This window comes from Kribbella sp. NPDC050241, assembly GCF_044459685.1.
Taxonomy (GTDB): domain Bacteria; phylum Actinomycetota; class Actinomycetes; order Propionibacteriales; family Kribbellaceae; genus Kribbella.
In genome coordinates this window covers 182,803-196,740 of the sequence record NZ_JBITJE010000006.1, presented here as the reverse complement: position 1 = coordinate 196,740, position 13,938 = coordinate 182,803, and the positions used below count along the sequence as shown (strand labels likewise).

At 68.3% G+C, this 13,938-nt stretch carries 10 protein-coding genes; 8 read left to right on the top strand and 2 right to left on the bottom strand.

Annotated elements, in window-relative coordinates; genetic code table 11:
• Positions 1-2: 2 nt before the first annotated feature.
• Genes ACIBG5_RS27695 through ACIBG5_RS27680 form a run of 4 tightly spaced genes read left to right on the top strand, consistent with a single transcriptional unit; the run spans position 3 to position 4,202 of the window.
• Positions 3-1,136: an ABC transporter ATP-binding protein gene (locus tag ACIBG5_RS27695; RefSeq protein WP_396394374.1), complete on the top strand. Its 1,134-nt coding sequence runs from the start codon at positions 3-5 to the stop codon at positions 1,134-1,136.
• The gene (locus ACIBG5_RS27690) at positions 1,133-2,041 is read left to right on the top strand and encodes an ABC transporter permease (protein ID WP_396394372.1); all 909 of its coding nucleotides are present in this window, start codon (positions 1,133-1,135) and stop codon (positions 2,039-2,041) included. The genes ACIBG5_RS27695 and ACIBG5_RS27690 overlap by 4 nt, the downstream gene beginning before the upstream one ends.
• Positions 2,038-2,838: an ABC transporter permease gene (locus ACIBG5_RS27685; RefSeq protein WP_396394370.1), complete on the top strand. Its 801-nt coding sequence runs from the start codon at positions 2,038-2,040 to the stop codon at positions 2,836-2,838. Before ACIBG5_RS27690 ends, ACIBG5_RS27685 begins: the two co-directional genes overlap by 4 nt.
• Positions 2,835-4,202 carry an NAD(P)/FAD-dependent oxidoreductase gene (locus ACIBG5_RS27680; protein WP_396394369.1) on the top strand — a complete coding sequence of 456 codons (1,368 nt, stop codon included), beginning with the start codon at positions 2,835-2,837 and terminating at the stop codon, positions 4,200-4,202. Before ACIBG5_RS27685 ends, ACIBG5_RS27680 begins: the two co-directional genes overlap by 4 nt.
• A 200-nt stretch (positions 4,203-4,402) precedes the next feature.
• Here the strand turns inward: ACIBG5_RS27680 and ACIBG5_RS27675 are convergent, their stop codons facing one another.
• The gene (locus ACIBG5_RS27675; protein ID WP_396394619.1) at positions 4,403-5,782 is read right to left on the bottom strand and encodes an aspartate aminotransferase family protein; all 1,380 of its coding nucleotides are present in this window, start codon (positions 5,780-5,782) and stop codon (positions 4,403-4,405) included.
• A 129-nt stretch (positions 5,783-5,911) separates the two neighbouring features.
• Between ACIBG5_RS27675 and ACIBG5_RS27670 the strand changes: the two genes are divergently transcribed.
• Positions 5,912-7,570, top strand: a complete 1,659-nt coding sequence (locus tag ACIBG5_RS27670; RefSeq protein WP_396394368.1) for an amidohydrolase — start codon at positions 5,912-5,914, stop codon at positions 7,568-7,570.
• 9 nt (positions 7,571-7,579) lie between these two features.
• Positions 7,580-9,010, top strand: coding sequence for a gamma-aminobutyraldehyde dehydrogenase (locus ACIBG5_RS27665; RefSeq protein WP_396394367.1), 1,431 nt, complete (start codon positions 7,580-7,582; stop codon positions 9,008-9,010).
• A gap of 119 nt (positions 9,011-9,129) precedes the next feature.
• On the opposite strand, the gene ACIBG5_RS27660 is transcribed toward ACIBG5_RS27665, so the two are convergent.
• Positions 9,130-10,215: a glycoside hydrolase family 172 protein gene (locus ACIBG5_RS27660; RefSeq protein ID WP_396394366.1), complete on the bottom strand. Its 1,086-nt coding sequence runs from the start codon at positions 10,213-10,215 to the stop codon at positions 9,130-9,132.
• A gap of 137 nt (positions 10,216-10,352) precedes the next feature.
• Here ACIBG5_RS27660 and ACIBG5_RS27655 point away from each other — a divergent pair, with 137 nt between their 5' ends.
• Together ACIBG5_RS27655 and ACIBG5_RS27650 are read left to right on the top strand one after the other, a co-directional pair.
• Positions 10,353-13,013, top strand: coding sequence for a hypothetical protein (locus tag ACIBG5_RS27655; protein WP_396394364.1), 2,661 nt, complete (start codon positions 10,353-10,355; stop codon positions 13,011-13,013).
• Complete coding sequence (locus ACIBG5_RS27650; protein ID WP_396394363.1) at positions 13,010-13,933, top strand: N-acetylglucosamine kinase; 924 nt, start codon at positions 13,010-13,012, stop codon at positions 13,931-13,933. The genes ACIBG5_RS27655 and ACIBG5_RS27650 overlap by 4 nt, the downstream gene beginning before the upstream one ends.
• Positions 13,934-13,938 lie beyond the last annotated feature (5 nt).

The window sequence follows — 13,938 nt, the reverse complement described above, 5'->3', positions numbered from 1 at the left end:
CCATGACGAGCGACCTAGTCCTCACCGGGATCAGCAAGCAGTTCGGTGCGCAGTACGCGGTGCAGCAACTGGATCTGACTGTGCCGTCCGGCTCCTTCTTCGCGTTGCTCGGACCGTCGGGATGCGGCAAGACCACGACCCTGCGGATGATCGCCGGGCTGGAGGAACCGAGCAGCGGCAGCATCAGCCTGGGTGAGCAGGAGATCACCCGGCTGCGCCCGTACAAGCGGCCGGTGAACACGGTGTTCCAGAACTACGCGCTGTTCCCGCACCTCGACATTTTCGAGAACGTCGCGTTCGGGCTGAAGCGTCGTGGCGTCAAGGACTTCAAGCCGAAGGTGACGGAGATGCTCGACCTGGTCGAGCTCGGGACCTTCGGCAAGCGCCGGCCGTCTCAGCTGTCCGGTGGCCAGCAGCAACGGGTGGCCCTGGCCCGGGCGTTGATCAACCGGCCGCAGGTGCTGCTGCTCGACGAACCGCTCGGTGCGCTCGACCTGAAGCTGCGCCGGCAGATGCAGATCGAGCTGAAGCGGATCCAGACCGAGGTCGGGATCACCTTCGTGCACGTCACCCACGACCAGGAAGAGGCCATGACGATGGCCGACACCATCGCGGTGATGAACGCTGGCGTGGTCGAGCAGCTCGGGTCGCCGGCCGAGCTGTACGACCTGCCGGCCACCACCTTCGTGGCGAACTTCCTCGGCCAGTCCAACCTGATCCGGGCGTCGATCATCGGCCGGGCCGAGCAGAACCTGATCGTCGAGGTGCAGGGGCGCAAGGTGACTGTGCCGTTGCCGCGCTGCCGGGTGACCGAGGGCGACGTCTGGATGGGGATCAGACCGGAGAAGGTGTTCCTGGCCGCGGCCGGTACCGAGCAGAGCAACGGCGTGAACCAGCTCCGCGGCGCGGTCGTCACCGACGTCAGTTACGTCGGCGTGAGTACGCAGTACCTGGCCAGGCTGCCATGGGACCAGGAGCTGACGGTGTTCGAGCAGAACACCGGTGCCCGGGGCACGTTCGCGGTCGGTGACGAGGTCGACCTGCACTGGCAGCCCGAGCACACGTTCGTGCTCGACGCCGAACAGGACGCGCTGGCAGGAGTCGAGCACGTCGTCGACCCGGGTGGCGCCGGATGAGTGCGGTCGGCCAGCTGGGCGCGACCGCCACCGCAGCCAAGCCGCCGCCCCCGCCCCAGCGATCCGGCCGGCGGGTGACGGGGTACTTGCTGCTGCTTCCGGGTGGGCTGTGGCTGCTGCTGTTCTTCGCCATACCGCTGGTGTCGTTGCTCGCGGCCAGCCTGTACGACCCGAACGGGTCCATCGAGAACGGTTTCTCGATGACCTGGCACTGGCAGAACTTTACGGACACGATCGCGGACTACTGGCGTCCGTTCGGTCGGTCGCTGTGGTACGCCTTGCTCACCACGGCGTTCTGCCTGCTGCTGGGCTACCCCCTCGCGTACGCGATCGCGATCAAGGCCGGCCGGTGGAAGAACCTGATGCTGGCACTGGTGATCGCGCCATTCTTCACCAGCTTCCTGATCCGGACACTGTCGTGGAAGCTGCTGCTGAGTGACAACGGCTTCGTCGTGGACGCGCTGAAATGGCTGCACATCCTCGGCGAGGACGGGCGACTGCTCGCCACCACGTCCGCAGTCGTCACCGGGCTGACGTACAACTTCCTGCCGTTCATGGTGCTGCCGCTGTACGCCAGCCTGGAACGGATCGACCCGCGGCTGCTCGAGGCCGGCGGGGACCTGTACGCCGGGCCTTTCACCACCTTCCGGAAAGTCACGCTGCCGCTGTCGATGCCGGGCGTGATCGCGGGCACGCTGCTCACCTTCATCCCGGCGGCCGGCGACTACATCAACGCGCAGCTGCTCGGTACGCCGAAACAACGGATGATCGGCAACGACATCCAGCGGCTGTTCGCGGCCGGCGCGTACCCGACGGCGGCGGCGTTGTCGGTGACGCTGATGGCGGCCATCGTCGTACTCGTGCTGCTCTACATACGCCGCGCGGGGACAGAGGATCTGGTATGACCAGGGTCGGGCACTGGTTCGGGCGGAACGTGGTCATGCTGGTCGCGATCCTCGTCCTGCTGTACCTGTTCGCGCCGATCGCCGTCGTGATCCTGATGTCGTTCAACCAACCGGCGAGCAAGCTGTCCTACACCTTCGACGGTTTCACCTGGGACAACTGGCAGCACCCGTGCCGGCCACTCGGTCTGTGCGACGCGGTCAGTACCAGCCTGCGCATCGGCCTGCTCGCGACCGTGATCGCGACCGCACTCGGGACGCTGATGGCGTTCGCGATGGTGCGGCACCGGTTCCGCGGCCGGACGACGGCGAACCTGTTCATCTTCCTGCCGATGGCGTCGCCGGAGATCGTGCTCGGCTCGTCCTTGCTGGCGCTGTTCGTGTCCAGCGGATTCGGCGGGCAGCTCGGCTTCTGGACGGTCCTGATCGCGCACGTGATGTTCTGCCTGTCCTTCGTGGTGGTGACCGTGAAGGCCCGGCTGGCGGGCATGGACCTCCGGCTGGAACAGGCCGCGATGGACCTGTACGCCACCGAGTGGCAGGCGTTCTGGCGGATCACGTTCCCGTTGGTGCTGCCCGGCATCGTGGCCGCCGCGCTGCTCAGCTTCTCGCTGTCGTTCGACGACTTCATCATCACGAACCTGAACGCCGGTACGACGGTGACGTTCCCGATGTTCGTCTGGGGGTCGGCGCAGCGCGACATCCCGCCGCAGATCAACGTCGTCGGTACGGCGATGTTCCTGCTCGCCCTCCTGCTCGTCGTGGGTGGCGAGCTCACCCGCCGCCGACGGACGCGATGAAACTTGCGGCGCTGGCGGATGCAGAACCGCGAGTGTTCTGGCTCGACGACAAGGCCGCGCCGGAGCATTCGCCCTCGCTCCTCGGGCCGACCAAGGCCGACCTGGCCGTGGTCGGCGGTGGTTACACCGGCCTGTGGACGGCGTTGCGGGCGAAGGAACGGTACCCGGAACTGGACGTCGTACTGCTGGAATCGGAGATCTGTGGATCCGCGGCCAGCGGACGGAACGGCGGGTTCTGCGACGCCAGCCTCACGCACGGATTCGCCAACGGTCTCGCGCGCTGGCCCGAGGAAATCGGTCAGCTCGAGCAGCTCGGCGCCGACAATCTCGCTGCCATCGGTGACGCCATCGGGCGCTACGGAATCGATTGCGACTGGCGACTGAGCGGCGAACTCACCGTTGCCACCGAGCCACATCATCTCGGCGAACTGGCCGAGGAGGTGAGTGAGCGCAACGGTGTCACGCTGCTGGATCAGGACGCCGCCCGTGCTGAGGTCAACTCACCGACGTACCTCGGCGCACTGTCCGACCCGAGTCGCATGGCTCTGGTCGAGCCGGCCCGGCTGGCCTGGGGTCTGCGTCGTGCCTGCCTGCAGCACGGCGTACGCATCCATGAAATGTCGCAGGTGAACAGGATGCATGGCAAAACGTTGTCCACAGCAACTGGTTCGGTCCGGGCGGACCGGATCGCCCTGGCCACGAACGCGTTCCCGTCCCTGCTCCGGCGCCTCCGCCGCTACACAGTCCCCGTCTACGACCTGGTCCTGGTCACGGAGCCCTTGTCCGCCGTACAGCTCGACTCCATCGGCTGGCGCAACCGCCAAGGTGTCGGCGACGCGTCGAACCTCTTCCACTACTACCGCCTGACCCGGGACGATCGCATCCTGTGGGGCGGCTACATCCCGCTCTACTACTACGGCAGCCGGATCGATCCCCGCCACGAACTACGCCACAGCATCCACGAGATGCTCGCCCGCCACTTCTTCACGACATTCCCTCAGCTGGAGGGCCTGCACTTCACCCACCGCTGGGGCGGCGTGATCGACACCAGCACCCGCTTCTGCGCCTTCTTCGGTACGGCGCACGCCGGCCAGGTCGGGTACGCCCTCGGCTACACCGGCCTCGGCGTGGGCGCCACCCGCTTCGGCGCCGACGTCATGCTCGACCTCCTGTACGACGAAGACACCGACCGCACCCGCCTCCGCATGGTCCGCGAACGCCCCATGCCCTTCCCACCCGAACCGATCCGCGCCGCCGCCATCCACCTGACCCGCTGGTCCATGTCCCGCGCCGACACCCACCAAGGCCACCGGAACCTCTGGCTAAGAACCCTCGACAAACTCGGCCTCGGCTTCGACTTCTAGCCGTACTCCGCCGGACAGGTTCTGGGGACCGCAGACGGGATCTGGGGGCCGCAGACGGGATCTGGGGGCCGCGGACGGGATCTGGGGGCCGCGGACAGAATCTGGGGGCCGCGGACAGGTTATTTCCTGTCCGTGGTCCCCAGAAGGTGTGTTCAAAGCCACGGCGTAGCACGCGTGGGGCTTGTCCCAGTGGTCCAGACCTACACCTTGGATTCGGCTTCGGTGAGGACGGATCGGATGATCTGTTCCATTTCGTCGAAGTGGGGCTGGTCGCAGATCAGGGGTGGGGAGAGTTGGATGACGGGGTCGCCTCGGTCGTCGGCCCGGCAGTAGAGGCCGGCGTCGAAGAGGGCTTTGGACAGGAATCCGCGCAGTAGGCGCTCGGATTCGTCGTCGTCGAAGGTCTCCTTGGTCGCCTTGTCCTTGACAAGTTCGATCCCGTAGAAGTACCCCGCACCGCGGACGTCGCCGACCAAGGGCAAATCGAGCAATCTTTCGAGCGTCGCCCGGAACTCCCCCTCCCGGGCCCGGACGTGCTCGTTGATGCCTTCGTGCTCGAAGATGTCCAAATTGGTCAGCGCGACCGCGGCTGATACCGGATGGCCACCGAAGGTGTAGCCATGGGCGAATGTGGTGTCCCCGTGCCTGAACGGCTCGAACAACCGGTCGGTCGCGATCATCGCGCCGAGCGGTGAGTAGCCGGAGGTGATGCCTTTCGCGCAGGTGATCATGTCGGGCTGGTAGCCGTAGCGTTCGGCGCCGAACATGTGCCCGAGCCGGCCGAACGCGCAGATCACCTCGTCACTGACGAGCAGTACGTCGTACTCGTCACAGATCTCGCGGACCCGGTCGAAGTAGCCGGGCGGTGGCGGGAAGCAACCGCCGGCGTTCTGCACGGGTTCGAGGAAGACGGCGGCGACGGTGTCGGCGCCCTCGTTCTCGATCGCGACCGCGATCTGGTCGGCGGCCCAGCGGCCGAACGCGGCCGGGTTGTCGCCGTGGATCGGGGCGCGGTAGATGTTCGTGTTCGGGACCCGGAACGTCGACGGCACCAGCGGCTCGAACGGCGCCTTGAGATCCGGGAGACCGGTGATGGACAGGGCCCCCTGGCTGGTGCCGTGGTACGCGATCGCACGGCTGATCACCTTGTGCTTGCCGGGTTTGCCGGTCAGCTTGAAGTACTGCTTGGCCAGCTTCCAGGCGGTCTCGACCGCCTCGCCGCCGCCGCTGGTGAAGAAGACCCGGTTCAGGTCGCCCGGCGCGTACCCGGCGACGCGTTCGGCCAGCTCGATCGACTTGGGGTGTGCGTACGACCAGAGCGGGAAGAACGCCAGTTCGGACGCCTGTTTGGCGGCCGCCTCGGCGAGCTCGGTGCGCCCGTGTCCGAGCTGGTTGACGAACAGTCCGGCCAGACCGTCCAGGTACCGCTTGCCGCGGGCGTCGTAGATGTAGGCGCCGTCGCCGCGGACGATCACCGGGATGTCGGCCGTCTCGTAGCTGGACATCCGGGTGAAGTGCATCCAGAGGTGGTCGCGCGCCGACGTCTGCAGGGTGGTGAACTCTGCGGCGTCGAACGACATGGTCAGATCCTTCGTCTCCGGGTGCTGTGTGTAGTTGGCCATCCTGCCTGGGAAAAAGCGTTCAGGCAAGTGATTTCGTGTCCATCCAGCCGATATGGTGTCGATGTCATCGGTTCGCATAGGCTTCTGATGCGAAATCCGTACCACGGGAAGGTTGCCAAGGTGGACACCCTGTTCGTGAACGGATCGATTTTCGACGGCCACCGCCACCGACCGGGCCTGACGGTCGGTGTGCGGGCCGGCCGGATCGCGGCGGTCACCGCCGACCCCGCCGGCCTGCGTGGTCCGCGGACCGAGGTGGTCGATCTCGCCGGCGGCCTCCTGCTGCCCGGATTCGTGGACGCCCACATCCACCCGGTGCAGGGCGGCCTCGAACGCGCCCACTGCGACCTCTCACCCGCCCACGGACTCACGGCGTACCAGGAGACGATCGCGCGGTACGTCGCCTCGCACCCGGACGTCCCGTGGATCCTCGGCGGCGGCTGGCATCAGCCCGACTTCGCCGGCGCCGCGCCGCTCAAAGCCGACCTCGACGCGGTCACCGGCGACCGCCCGGCCTTCCTGGTGAACGCGGACCACCACGGCGCCTGGGTCAACACGAAGGCGCTCCGGTACGCCGGGATCGACGCGACCACACCGGATCCACCGGACGGCCGGATCGAGCGCGGCCCGGACGGTACACCGACCGGAACACTGCACGAGGGCGCCATGAGCCTCGTCGGCCGCCTGGTCCCGCCGACGACCCACGACAAGCAGGTCGCCGCCCTCCTCGACGCGCAGGCCTACCTCCACTCGCTCGGCGTCACCGGCTGGCAGGACGCCATCCTCGGCGACTACGCGAACCTCAGCGACGCGACCCCGGCGTACGCCGAACTCGCGCGCGACGGGCGGCTGACGGCACGAGTCGTCGGCGCGCTGTGGTGGCAGCGGGACCGTGGCGCCGAGCAGTTGCAGGAGCTCATCGAACGACGGGACGCGGTGAAGTTCCCGCGGTTCCGGGCGGACAGCGTGAAGATCATGCAGGACGGTGTGGCGGAGAACTTCACCGCGGGCATGCTCGAGCCGTACTTCGACGGCTGTGGTTGCCGGACCCCCAACGCGGGTCTCTCGTTCGTGGACCCGATCGCGTTGCGGAGCCATGTCACGCAGCTGGACGCCGCCGGATTCCAGGTCCACGTGCACGCCATCGGCGACCGCGCGGTTCGGGAGGCGCTGGATGCGTTCGAGGCGGCCTGGACGGAGAACGGCGACAGCGACCTGCGGCACCACATCGCGCATCTTCAGGTGATCCACCCTGACGACATCGGCCGGTTCGCTCGCCTCGGAGTCGCCGCGAACCTGCAGGCGTTGTGGGCGGTGTACGACCCGCAGATGGTCGAGCTGACCATCCCGTTCCTTGGTCCGGAGCGGACCTCGTGGCAGTACCCCTTCGGCGACCTCGCCCGCTCCGGTGCCCGGCTCGCGGCCGGTTCCGACTGGCCGGTGTCGAGCCCCGACCCGCTGGCCGCCGTCCACGTCGCGGTGAATCGCCGGGCGCCAGGCGATCCCGACGCTTTCCTTCCCGAGCAGGCCCTGGACCTGAGTACCGCGCTGGCGGCGTACACGTCGGGGAGTGCCTGGCTGAACCATGCCGACGGTTCCGGCCGGATCGAGGGTGGAGCGCTCGCGGATCTGGTCCTCCTCGACCGGGACCCGTTCACCGGCCCGACCGACGAGATCGGAGCCGCCCGAGTGCGGGCCACCTATGTCGAGGGCGAGTGCGTCTTCGGTGATCACTCAACGAGATAAGGGACGGTCATGGAGCAAACCCTCACCAACCTCGTGGACGGCAAGCCGGTCCCGGCCCAGAGCGGAGCGACGTACGACGTGATCGCGCCGGCCACCGGCGAGACGTACATCCGCGCGCCGCTGTCGGGTCCGGAGGACGTGGATCAGGCGATGACCGCGGCCGCGCGGGCGTTCGAGACCTGGCGCGACACCACGCCGGCCGAGCGGCAGCTGGCCCTGCTCCGGATCGCCGACGCGATGGAACGACGCGCGGACGAGTTCATCGCGGTGGAGAGCCGCAACACCGGCAAGCCGCTGGCGATCGCCGCGACCGACGAGGTGCCGCCCTGTGTGGACCAGTTACGGTTCTTCGCCGGTGCGGCCCGGGTGCTGGAAGGCCGCTCGGCGGGCGAGTACCTGGCCGGCCACACGTCGTGGGTACGCCGCGAACCGATCGGCGTCGTCGGTCAGGTGACGCCGTGGAACTACCCGCTGATGATGGCGATCTGGAAGATCGCGCCGGCGCTTGCCGCCGGCAACACGATCGTGCTCAAGCCGAGCGACACCACCCCGGCATCGACTGTCCTCCTCGCCGAACTGTGCAACGAGTTCCTGCCACCGGGTGTGTTCAACGTCGTCTGCGGCGACCGCGACACCGGCCGTGCTCTGGTCGACCACGAGATCCCGCAGTTGGTTGCCATCACCGGTTCGGTCCGGGCCGGGATGGAGGTCGCGTCGTCGGCGGCCCGGCAGCTCAAGCGCACCCACCTCGAACTCGGTGGCAAGGCGCCGGTCGTGGTCTTCGACGACGCCGACCTGGAGCAGGCCGCGGAGGCGATCGCCGACGCCGGCTACTACAACGCCGGGCAGGACTGCACTGCCGCGACCCGGGTGCTGGCCGGTCCCCGGATCCATGACGACTTCGTCGATGCGCTCACCGTCCGCGCCAACCGCACCCGTACCGGCCGCCCCGACGACCCTGACGTCGCGTACGGCGCCTTGAACAACGAGGCCCAGTTGCACCGGGTGGACGGCTTCGTCCATCGCCTGCCCGACCACGCGTCGGTGCGGACCGGCGGTGCGGTCGTCGGCGAGCGCGGGTACTTCTACGCGCCGACGGTCGTCTCCGGTCTGCACCAGGACGACGAGGCGATCCAGCAGGAGATCTTCGGCCCGGTCATCACGGTCCAGCGATTCACCGACGAGGACGAGGCGCTGCGCTGGGCCAACGGCGTCGAATACGGCCTGGCCTCGTCGGTGTTCACTCGCGATCACGGCCGCGCGATGCGGATGGCCCGCCGCCTCGACTTCGGCTGCGTCTGGATCAACACCCACATCCCGATCGTCGCCGAGATGCCACACGGCGGCTTCAAGCACTCCGGCCACGGCAAGGACCTGTCCATGTACGGCCTGGAGGACTACACCCGCATCAAGCACGTCATGTCCAACCTCGAGGTCTAGGGCAGATCCGTGCAGCTCGACAGGAGGTGTCCGTTCAATTCGTCCGCCGAGCAGGTTCGACGAGCGTCACAAGTTCGTGCCACAGGTGACACCTCCTGTCCGTTTGCACGGCACCAGGTCTAGACGACCTCGAGGTAGTCCTTTCCCGGCAGCGAAGGGAACGGTGCGTGCGGCTCGGTCTGGTACCAGTACGACGTGGAGGCCACGTCGTCCTGGAGTTGCAGCAGCCGGCCGTCGCGCCGCCAGCCGAGGGCCTGGACGGTGACCCTCAGGTCCTCGGTGAAGCGGATCGTGTCGGCGATGTGCCAGCGGTAGAGCCCGAACCGCTGCTGGTTCTTCATGAACCCGTCCGGCTGGATCGCCTGTGGCATCCCGAGGTACGGCGTCGTGAACGTCGCGTACACGCCCTCCGGATGGATGAACCCCCACGCGCCGCCGAAGTAGTCCTCGGTGCCGGTCCCGCAGATGGTCGGGTACTCGTCGTCGCCGTCGAGGTAGAACTTGACCTCGCCCTCACCCCACCACCCCGAGTTGTTGCAGCCCCACGCGAGGTACGTGCCGACGTACTGCCCTTGGCCGCGGACGCCGTCCAGCAGCGTGTGCACCTCGCCGTACGGGATCGGGTTGCTGCGTCGCCACTGCGCGTGCAGGTACGCCGTGTCGTCCGGGACATCGGTCTTGACGTAGTCGACCTGGTAGAAGAGCTCCGGGACCTCTGTCTCCAAGAGGTTCTCGATCGTCAGCCTGGCGCGGCCGCGGAACGGCATCTGCCAGTAGCTGTTGAAACCGCCGGACGGGTTCACCGCGATCGGCACCGAGCTGACCTGGCAGTGCTGACCCCAGCCGTTGCAGAAGAAGTCGCCCAGCGGTACTTCGATCGACGGCGTCTCCTCGTCGTCCCAGTACGCGCGCAGCACCAGCGACCGCCACAGCTTCGAGTCGACCGTGATCCACACGTGCGTGATCGCTCCCGGTCCCTCGATGTCCGCGATCGTCGTGGTCGACTCCGGTGCGAGCGGGATGCACGGCGCCATCTTCCAGCCCGGGCCGAGCTCGCGGGCCTGCCGTGAATACGCGCCTTCGGTCGCCCGGGCGCCGCCCGCCTTCGCGCCGTCCGGATTCTCCGCACTGATCGAGTAGGTCCGTGCCGCCGACAACCGAGCCACGTTGCCGAGATGAACGTCGAGCCCGTTGAAGTCACCCATGGCGAATGACCCTAGAGGCCGTGGCCGGTCAGCAGGCGCCCATCGGCGGACCGGGTGAGACCGGCGTGTCACGGAAGCCCCGAGTGGTCTACTCAAGGTGCTTTACCCGGCCGGGCGGAGTCGGCGACAGTGAACCGGTGACCGCATCAGCGCCTGTCGCCGTCATCGGACCACCCGGCCCGGCGGCCACGCTCACCGGTGCCCTCGACCGGGCCGGACTCCCCTACGTCCGGTACGACGCCCAGCCCGCCGAGCTCACCGGTCATCGTGCGGTGTTCGTCCTCGCCGGCCGCTATCCGGAACCCGACCACCTCGACACCGGCGCGCTGGCGCAGTACGTCGCTTCAGGCGGATCGGCGTACGTCGAGTTCGCCCTCGACGAGACCGGGTTCCTGCCGGCCGGGGACGTGCGGGAGGCGCACATCGAGCGGATCTTCACCACGGCGGCGCTGCCAGGGCTGGAGCCGCTCAGCATCCTGGACGAGCACCTGTCCCGCGCTCAGGAAGTAGCCGCCCCGAACAACGCGGTCGAGCTGCTCAGCTACGGCTCGGTCGCCGGCACGCACAAGGCGGTCTTCGGCCCACCCGAACACACCTTCCCGGCCCTGCTGGACATCCCGGTCGGCGACGGCCGATTGCTCTACGCCACGACTGCACTCAGCCACCACCTCGAGGGCCGCTACAAGCCGGTACGCCGCTGGCGGCGCCTGATGCAGGTGATCGTCGCCGAGGTCACCGGCACCGAGATCCCACCGGACCTCGAGGTCTTCACCGAGCCGCGCGTCTGGGTTGCATCCGGCGAACCGGTCCGTCTGGTCGCGCGGTCCGCGACCAAGCCGTCGTCCCCGGATCTCGACCTGACCGAGACCGCGACCGGGAGGTTCGAGTCCGAGCCGCAGTACCTCGATGACGGCGAACACACCTTCACCGTCGGCGACCAGCAGACGACCGTCAGGGTCGGGCCGCGGGCGGAGCGTTATCGCCGGATGGTCGACAAGGGCATTGCGTGGTTCGACCGGGCCGGCATGTTCTACGACCGGCCGGACGGGTCCAAGGGCGTCGCGGAAGGCTTCTCCAACGAGGTCGACGTCGACGGCAGGCTCCCGTTCCGTCCGGTGCCGCGCGGCGACTGCTTCACCCAGACAGCGCACGCCTTCCGGATGTATGCCGACCTGGCGGACTTCCCGCGCGGTCACACGATCGCCGACAACCTGATGCGTCTCGTGGTCGAGGAGGAACAGCTCACGGACCGCAACCAGCTGTACGGCGCCTGGGAACCGCGTGGAGCTCGTACCGACCTGACCGCGACGAACAACCTGTTTGCCGACGACAACGGCTGGATCTCCCTCTTCGCGCTGATCTCCGGTGCGACCGAGGCCGGGCTGCGCGGCGTCGAGTCGCTGATGCGGACCGCGAGCGATGAGCTCGGCCTGCAGGTCGACCCGTGGCGAACCCCGTCGACGATCCTGGTGAAGGGCTGGGAGGAGATCGCCCGGACCCCGATCGAGGACGGCCTCGACCTGACCTCGCACTGGCAGAGCTCGGCCCAGTGCGCCTACCTGTACGCGTACGGCCTGACCGGTGAGCAGCGGTACCTCGACATCGCCACCCGCGGACTGGACCACATGGCGAGCCACCATCCGCGCGCCCGCCTGGAGACCAGCCGGACCTGTGAGGCCGGCCGCTTCCTCCTGCCGCTGGTCGGCGCCTACCGCTACACCCACAAGCCCCTCTACCTGGACACGCTCCGCTCGCTGGCGGAGTACCTGAAGAGCCGGCAGGGCCCGGACGGCGGGTTCGCCGAGTGGGACGGGAAGTGTCCGCCGAGCAACGAGGCGTACGGCGTCGATGAGGCGTCCATCTTCCAGGCGAACGGCGACCCGATCACCGACCAGCTGTACGGCACCCCGTTCGCCGCCTGGGCGCTGCCGCTCGCGTACCAGGTCACCGGGGAGAAGGAGTTCGAGGAGCTGGCGCACGGCGTGCTCGACTATCTGAGCCGGATCCAGATCGACGACCCGGACGACGAGCAACTCGACGGGACCTGGCAGCGGGCGTTCGACTTCGAAGCGTGGGAGTACTTCGGTTCGAACGCGGACCTCGGCTGGGGACCGTACTGCGTCGAGACCGGCTGGTCCGTGGCGCCCGCGCTGATCGGCGCGATGCTCTACCTGAACAGCGACCCCTTCTTCCCGCCCGAACCCAGCACCGGGCACAGCGCCACCGTCGGGAAGGTCCAGGCAGAGTTCGACGCGATCCTCACCGGACGCCCGGCACCGGTCAGTTTCGCGCGGCGTGACGACGGCCGGATCGTCCGTACCCAGGACGGCGCTCAGGCAGTGCTCGGCGATCTGGTCGCAGCCGGTGAACCGGTCTGGGCGCGGAACGAGCCGGCCCGATCGACCGAGATCTATGTCCGCGGCGCGGACGGCCACCTGCACCACACCTACCTGGACGACCGCGTCGGTCAGGGCCGGTGGCAACAAGTTGGCGAGCTGGAACTGGCCGACGACCCGGTGGCCGCCTTCAACCCCGGCGCCGACGCGGTCGAGGTGTACGTGCTCGGTGCGGACCGCCGGATCCACCACTGCTCGATGATCGACGTGCGTGGCGGCCACACCCCGTGGGAACCTGTCGGCACCTTGCACTTCACCGGTTCGCCGGCCGTGCTGTACGACGAGACGCTCGGAACCGTCCGCCTGGTCGCCAACGACATCGCCGGACAGGACCGCCGGACCCGCAAGGTGAACCGTTGGCACCTGCCGTGGCAGGACTACTCACACTGGATCACCGCATGACTCACCTCGCGATTGACGGCGGTCAGTCCGCTCTCCGACTCCGAGCCCTCCCGTCCCGGCGCACCGGCACCGGCCCTGGGTACACCCACGGCCCGGACGCGCTCCGACGGATGCTGACCGCCATCGGAGCGGCCGCCGCCGAGGCAGGTGTGAGCGGACCGGTCGAGGTGGTCGCTCTCGGCCTCACGGGTTATCCGCCTGCGCCGGGAGCCGCGGAAGAGTTCGCGGCGGACGTCGGCGAACTGCTGGACGCCGACGAGGTGCGGCTGACCCAGGACATGGTGACCGCGCACGCCGGCGCGCTGCCCGACGGGTACGGCGTGGTGGTTGCCGCAGGCACCGGGCTTGTCTGTCTCGCGGTGGATCGCGACGGCAGTTGGCACAAGCTCGACGGACACGGGTACCTGTTCGGCGACGCGGGCAGTGCCTTCGCGATCGGTCGTGCCGGTCTGGTTGCCGTCCAGCGGGCCCGCGACGGCCGCGGCCCGGTGACGAAGCTCGCGGACACCCCGCTCGATCCGGTCACGCTCTATCGATCCGCGACGCTGGTCGACGACGTTGCCCGCTTCGCTCCCGACGTACTGCGCTGTGCCGCCGAAGGGGACCCGGTTGCCGCGGACCTCGTCGTACAGGCGGCCGGGGACATCGGCGAGACGATCAACGCGGCCGTTGCGCAGTTGGCCGGAGAAGGACCGGTGCCGGTCGCGTGTGTCGGCGGGCTGTTCCGCGGTGCCGGCGATCAGTTGCTGGAGCCGGTCCGCGCGGCGCTGTCGGCCCGTGCACGGCTGACCCCCGCCGTCGGCAACTCGCTCGACGGCGCCGAGCGGCTCGCGACCGGATCGCTGCAGCCGTATGCCGACCTCACCGTGATCCACCGCAAGACACAACAGAAAGGGCGCCCTCGCTTCGCTCGGGGGTGATAACA

Bases quoted from the DNA above. Each gene is read 5' to 3' on its own strand.
- ACIBG5_RS27695 (WP_396394374.1), top strand. From the start codon at position 3: ATGACGAGCGACCTAGTCCTCACCGGGATCAGCAAGCAGTTCGGTGCG.
- ACIBG5_RS27690 (WP_396394372.1), top strand. From the start codon at position 1,133: ATGAGTGCGGTCGGCCAGCTGGGCGCGACCGCCACCGCAGCCAAGCCG.
- ACIBG5_RS27685 (WP_396394370.1), top strand. From the start codon at position 2,038: ATGACCAGGGTCGGGCACTGGTTCGGGCGGAACGTGGTCATGCTGGTC.
- ACIBG5_RS27680 (WP_396394369.1), top strand. From the start codon at position 2,835: ATGAAACTTGCGGCGCTGGCGGATGCAGAACCGCGAGTGTTCTGGCTC.
- ACIBG5_RS27675 (WP_396394619.1), bottom strand. From the start codon at position 5,782: ATGTCGTTCGACGCCGCAGAGTTCACCACCCTGCAGACGTCGGCGCGC.
- ACIBG5_RS27670 (WP_396394368.1), top strand. From the start codon at position 5,912: ATGCGAAATCCGTACCACGGGAAGGTTGCCAAGGTGGACACCCTGTTC.
- ACIBG5_RS27665 (WP_396394367.1), top strand. From the start codon at position 7,580: ATGGAGCAAACCCTCACCAACCTCGTGGACGGCAAGCCGGTCCCGGCC.
- ACIBG5_RS27660 (WP_396394366.1), bottom strand. From the start codon at position 10,215: ATGGGTGACTTCAACGGGCTCGACGTTCATCTCGGCAACGTGGCTCGG.
- ACIBG5_RS27650 (WP_396394363.1), top strand. From the start codon at position 13,010: ATGACTCACCTCGCGATTGACGGCGGTCAGTCCGCTCTCCGACTCCGA.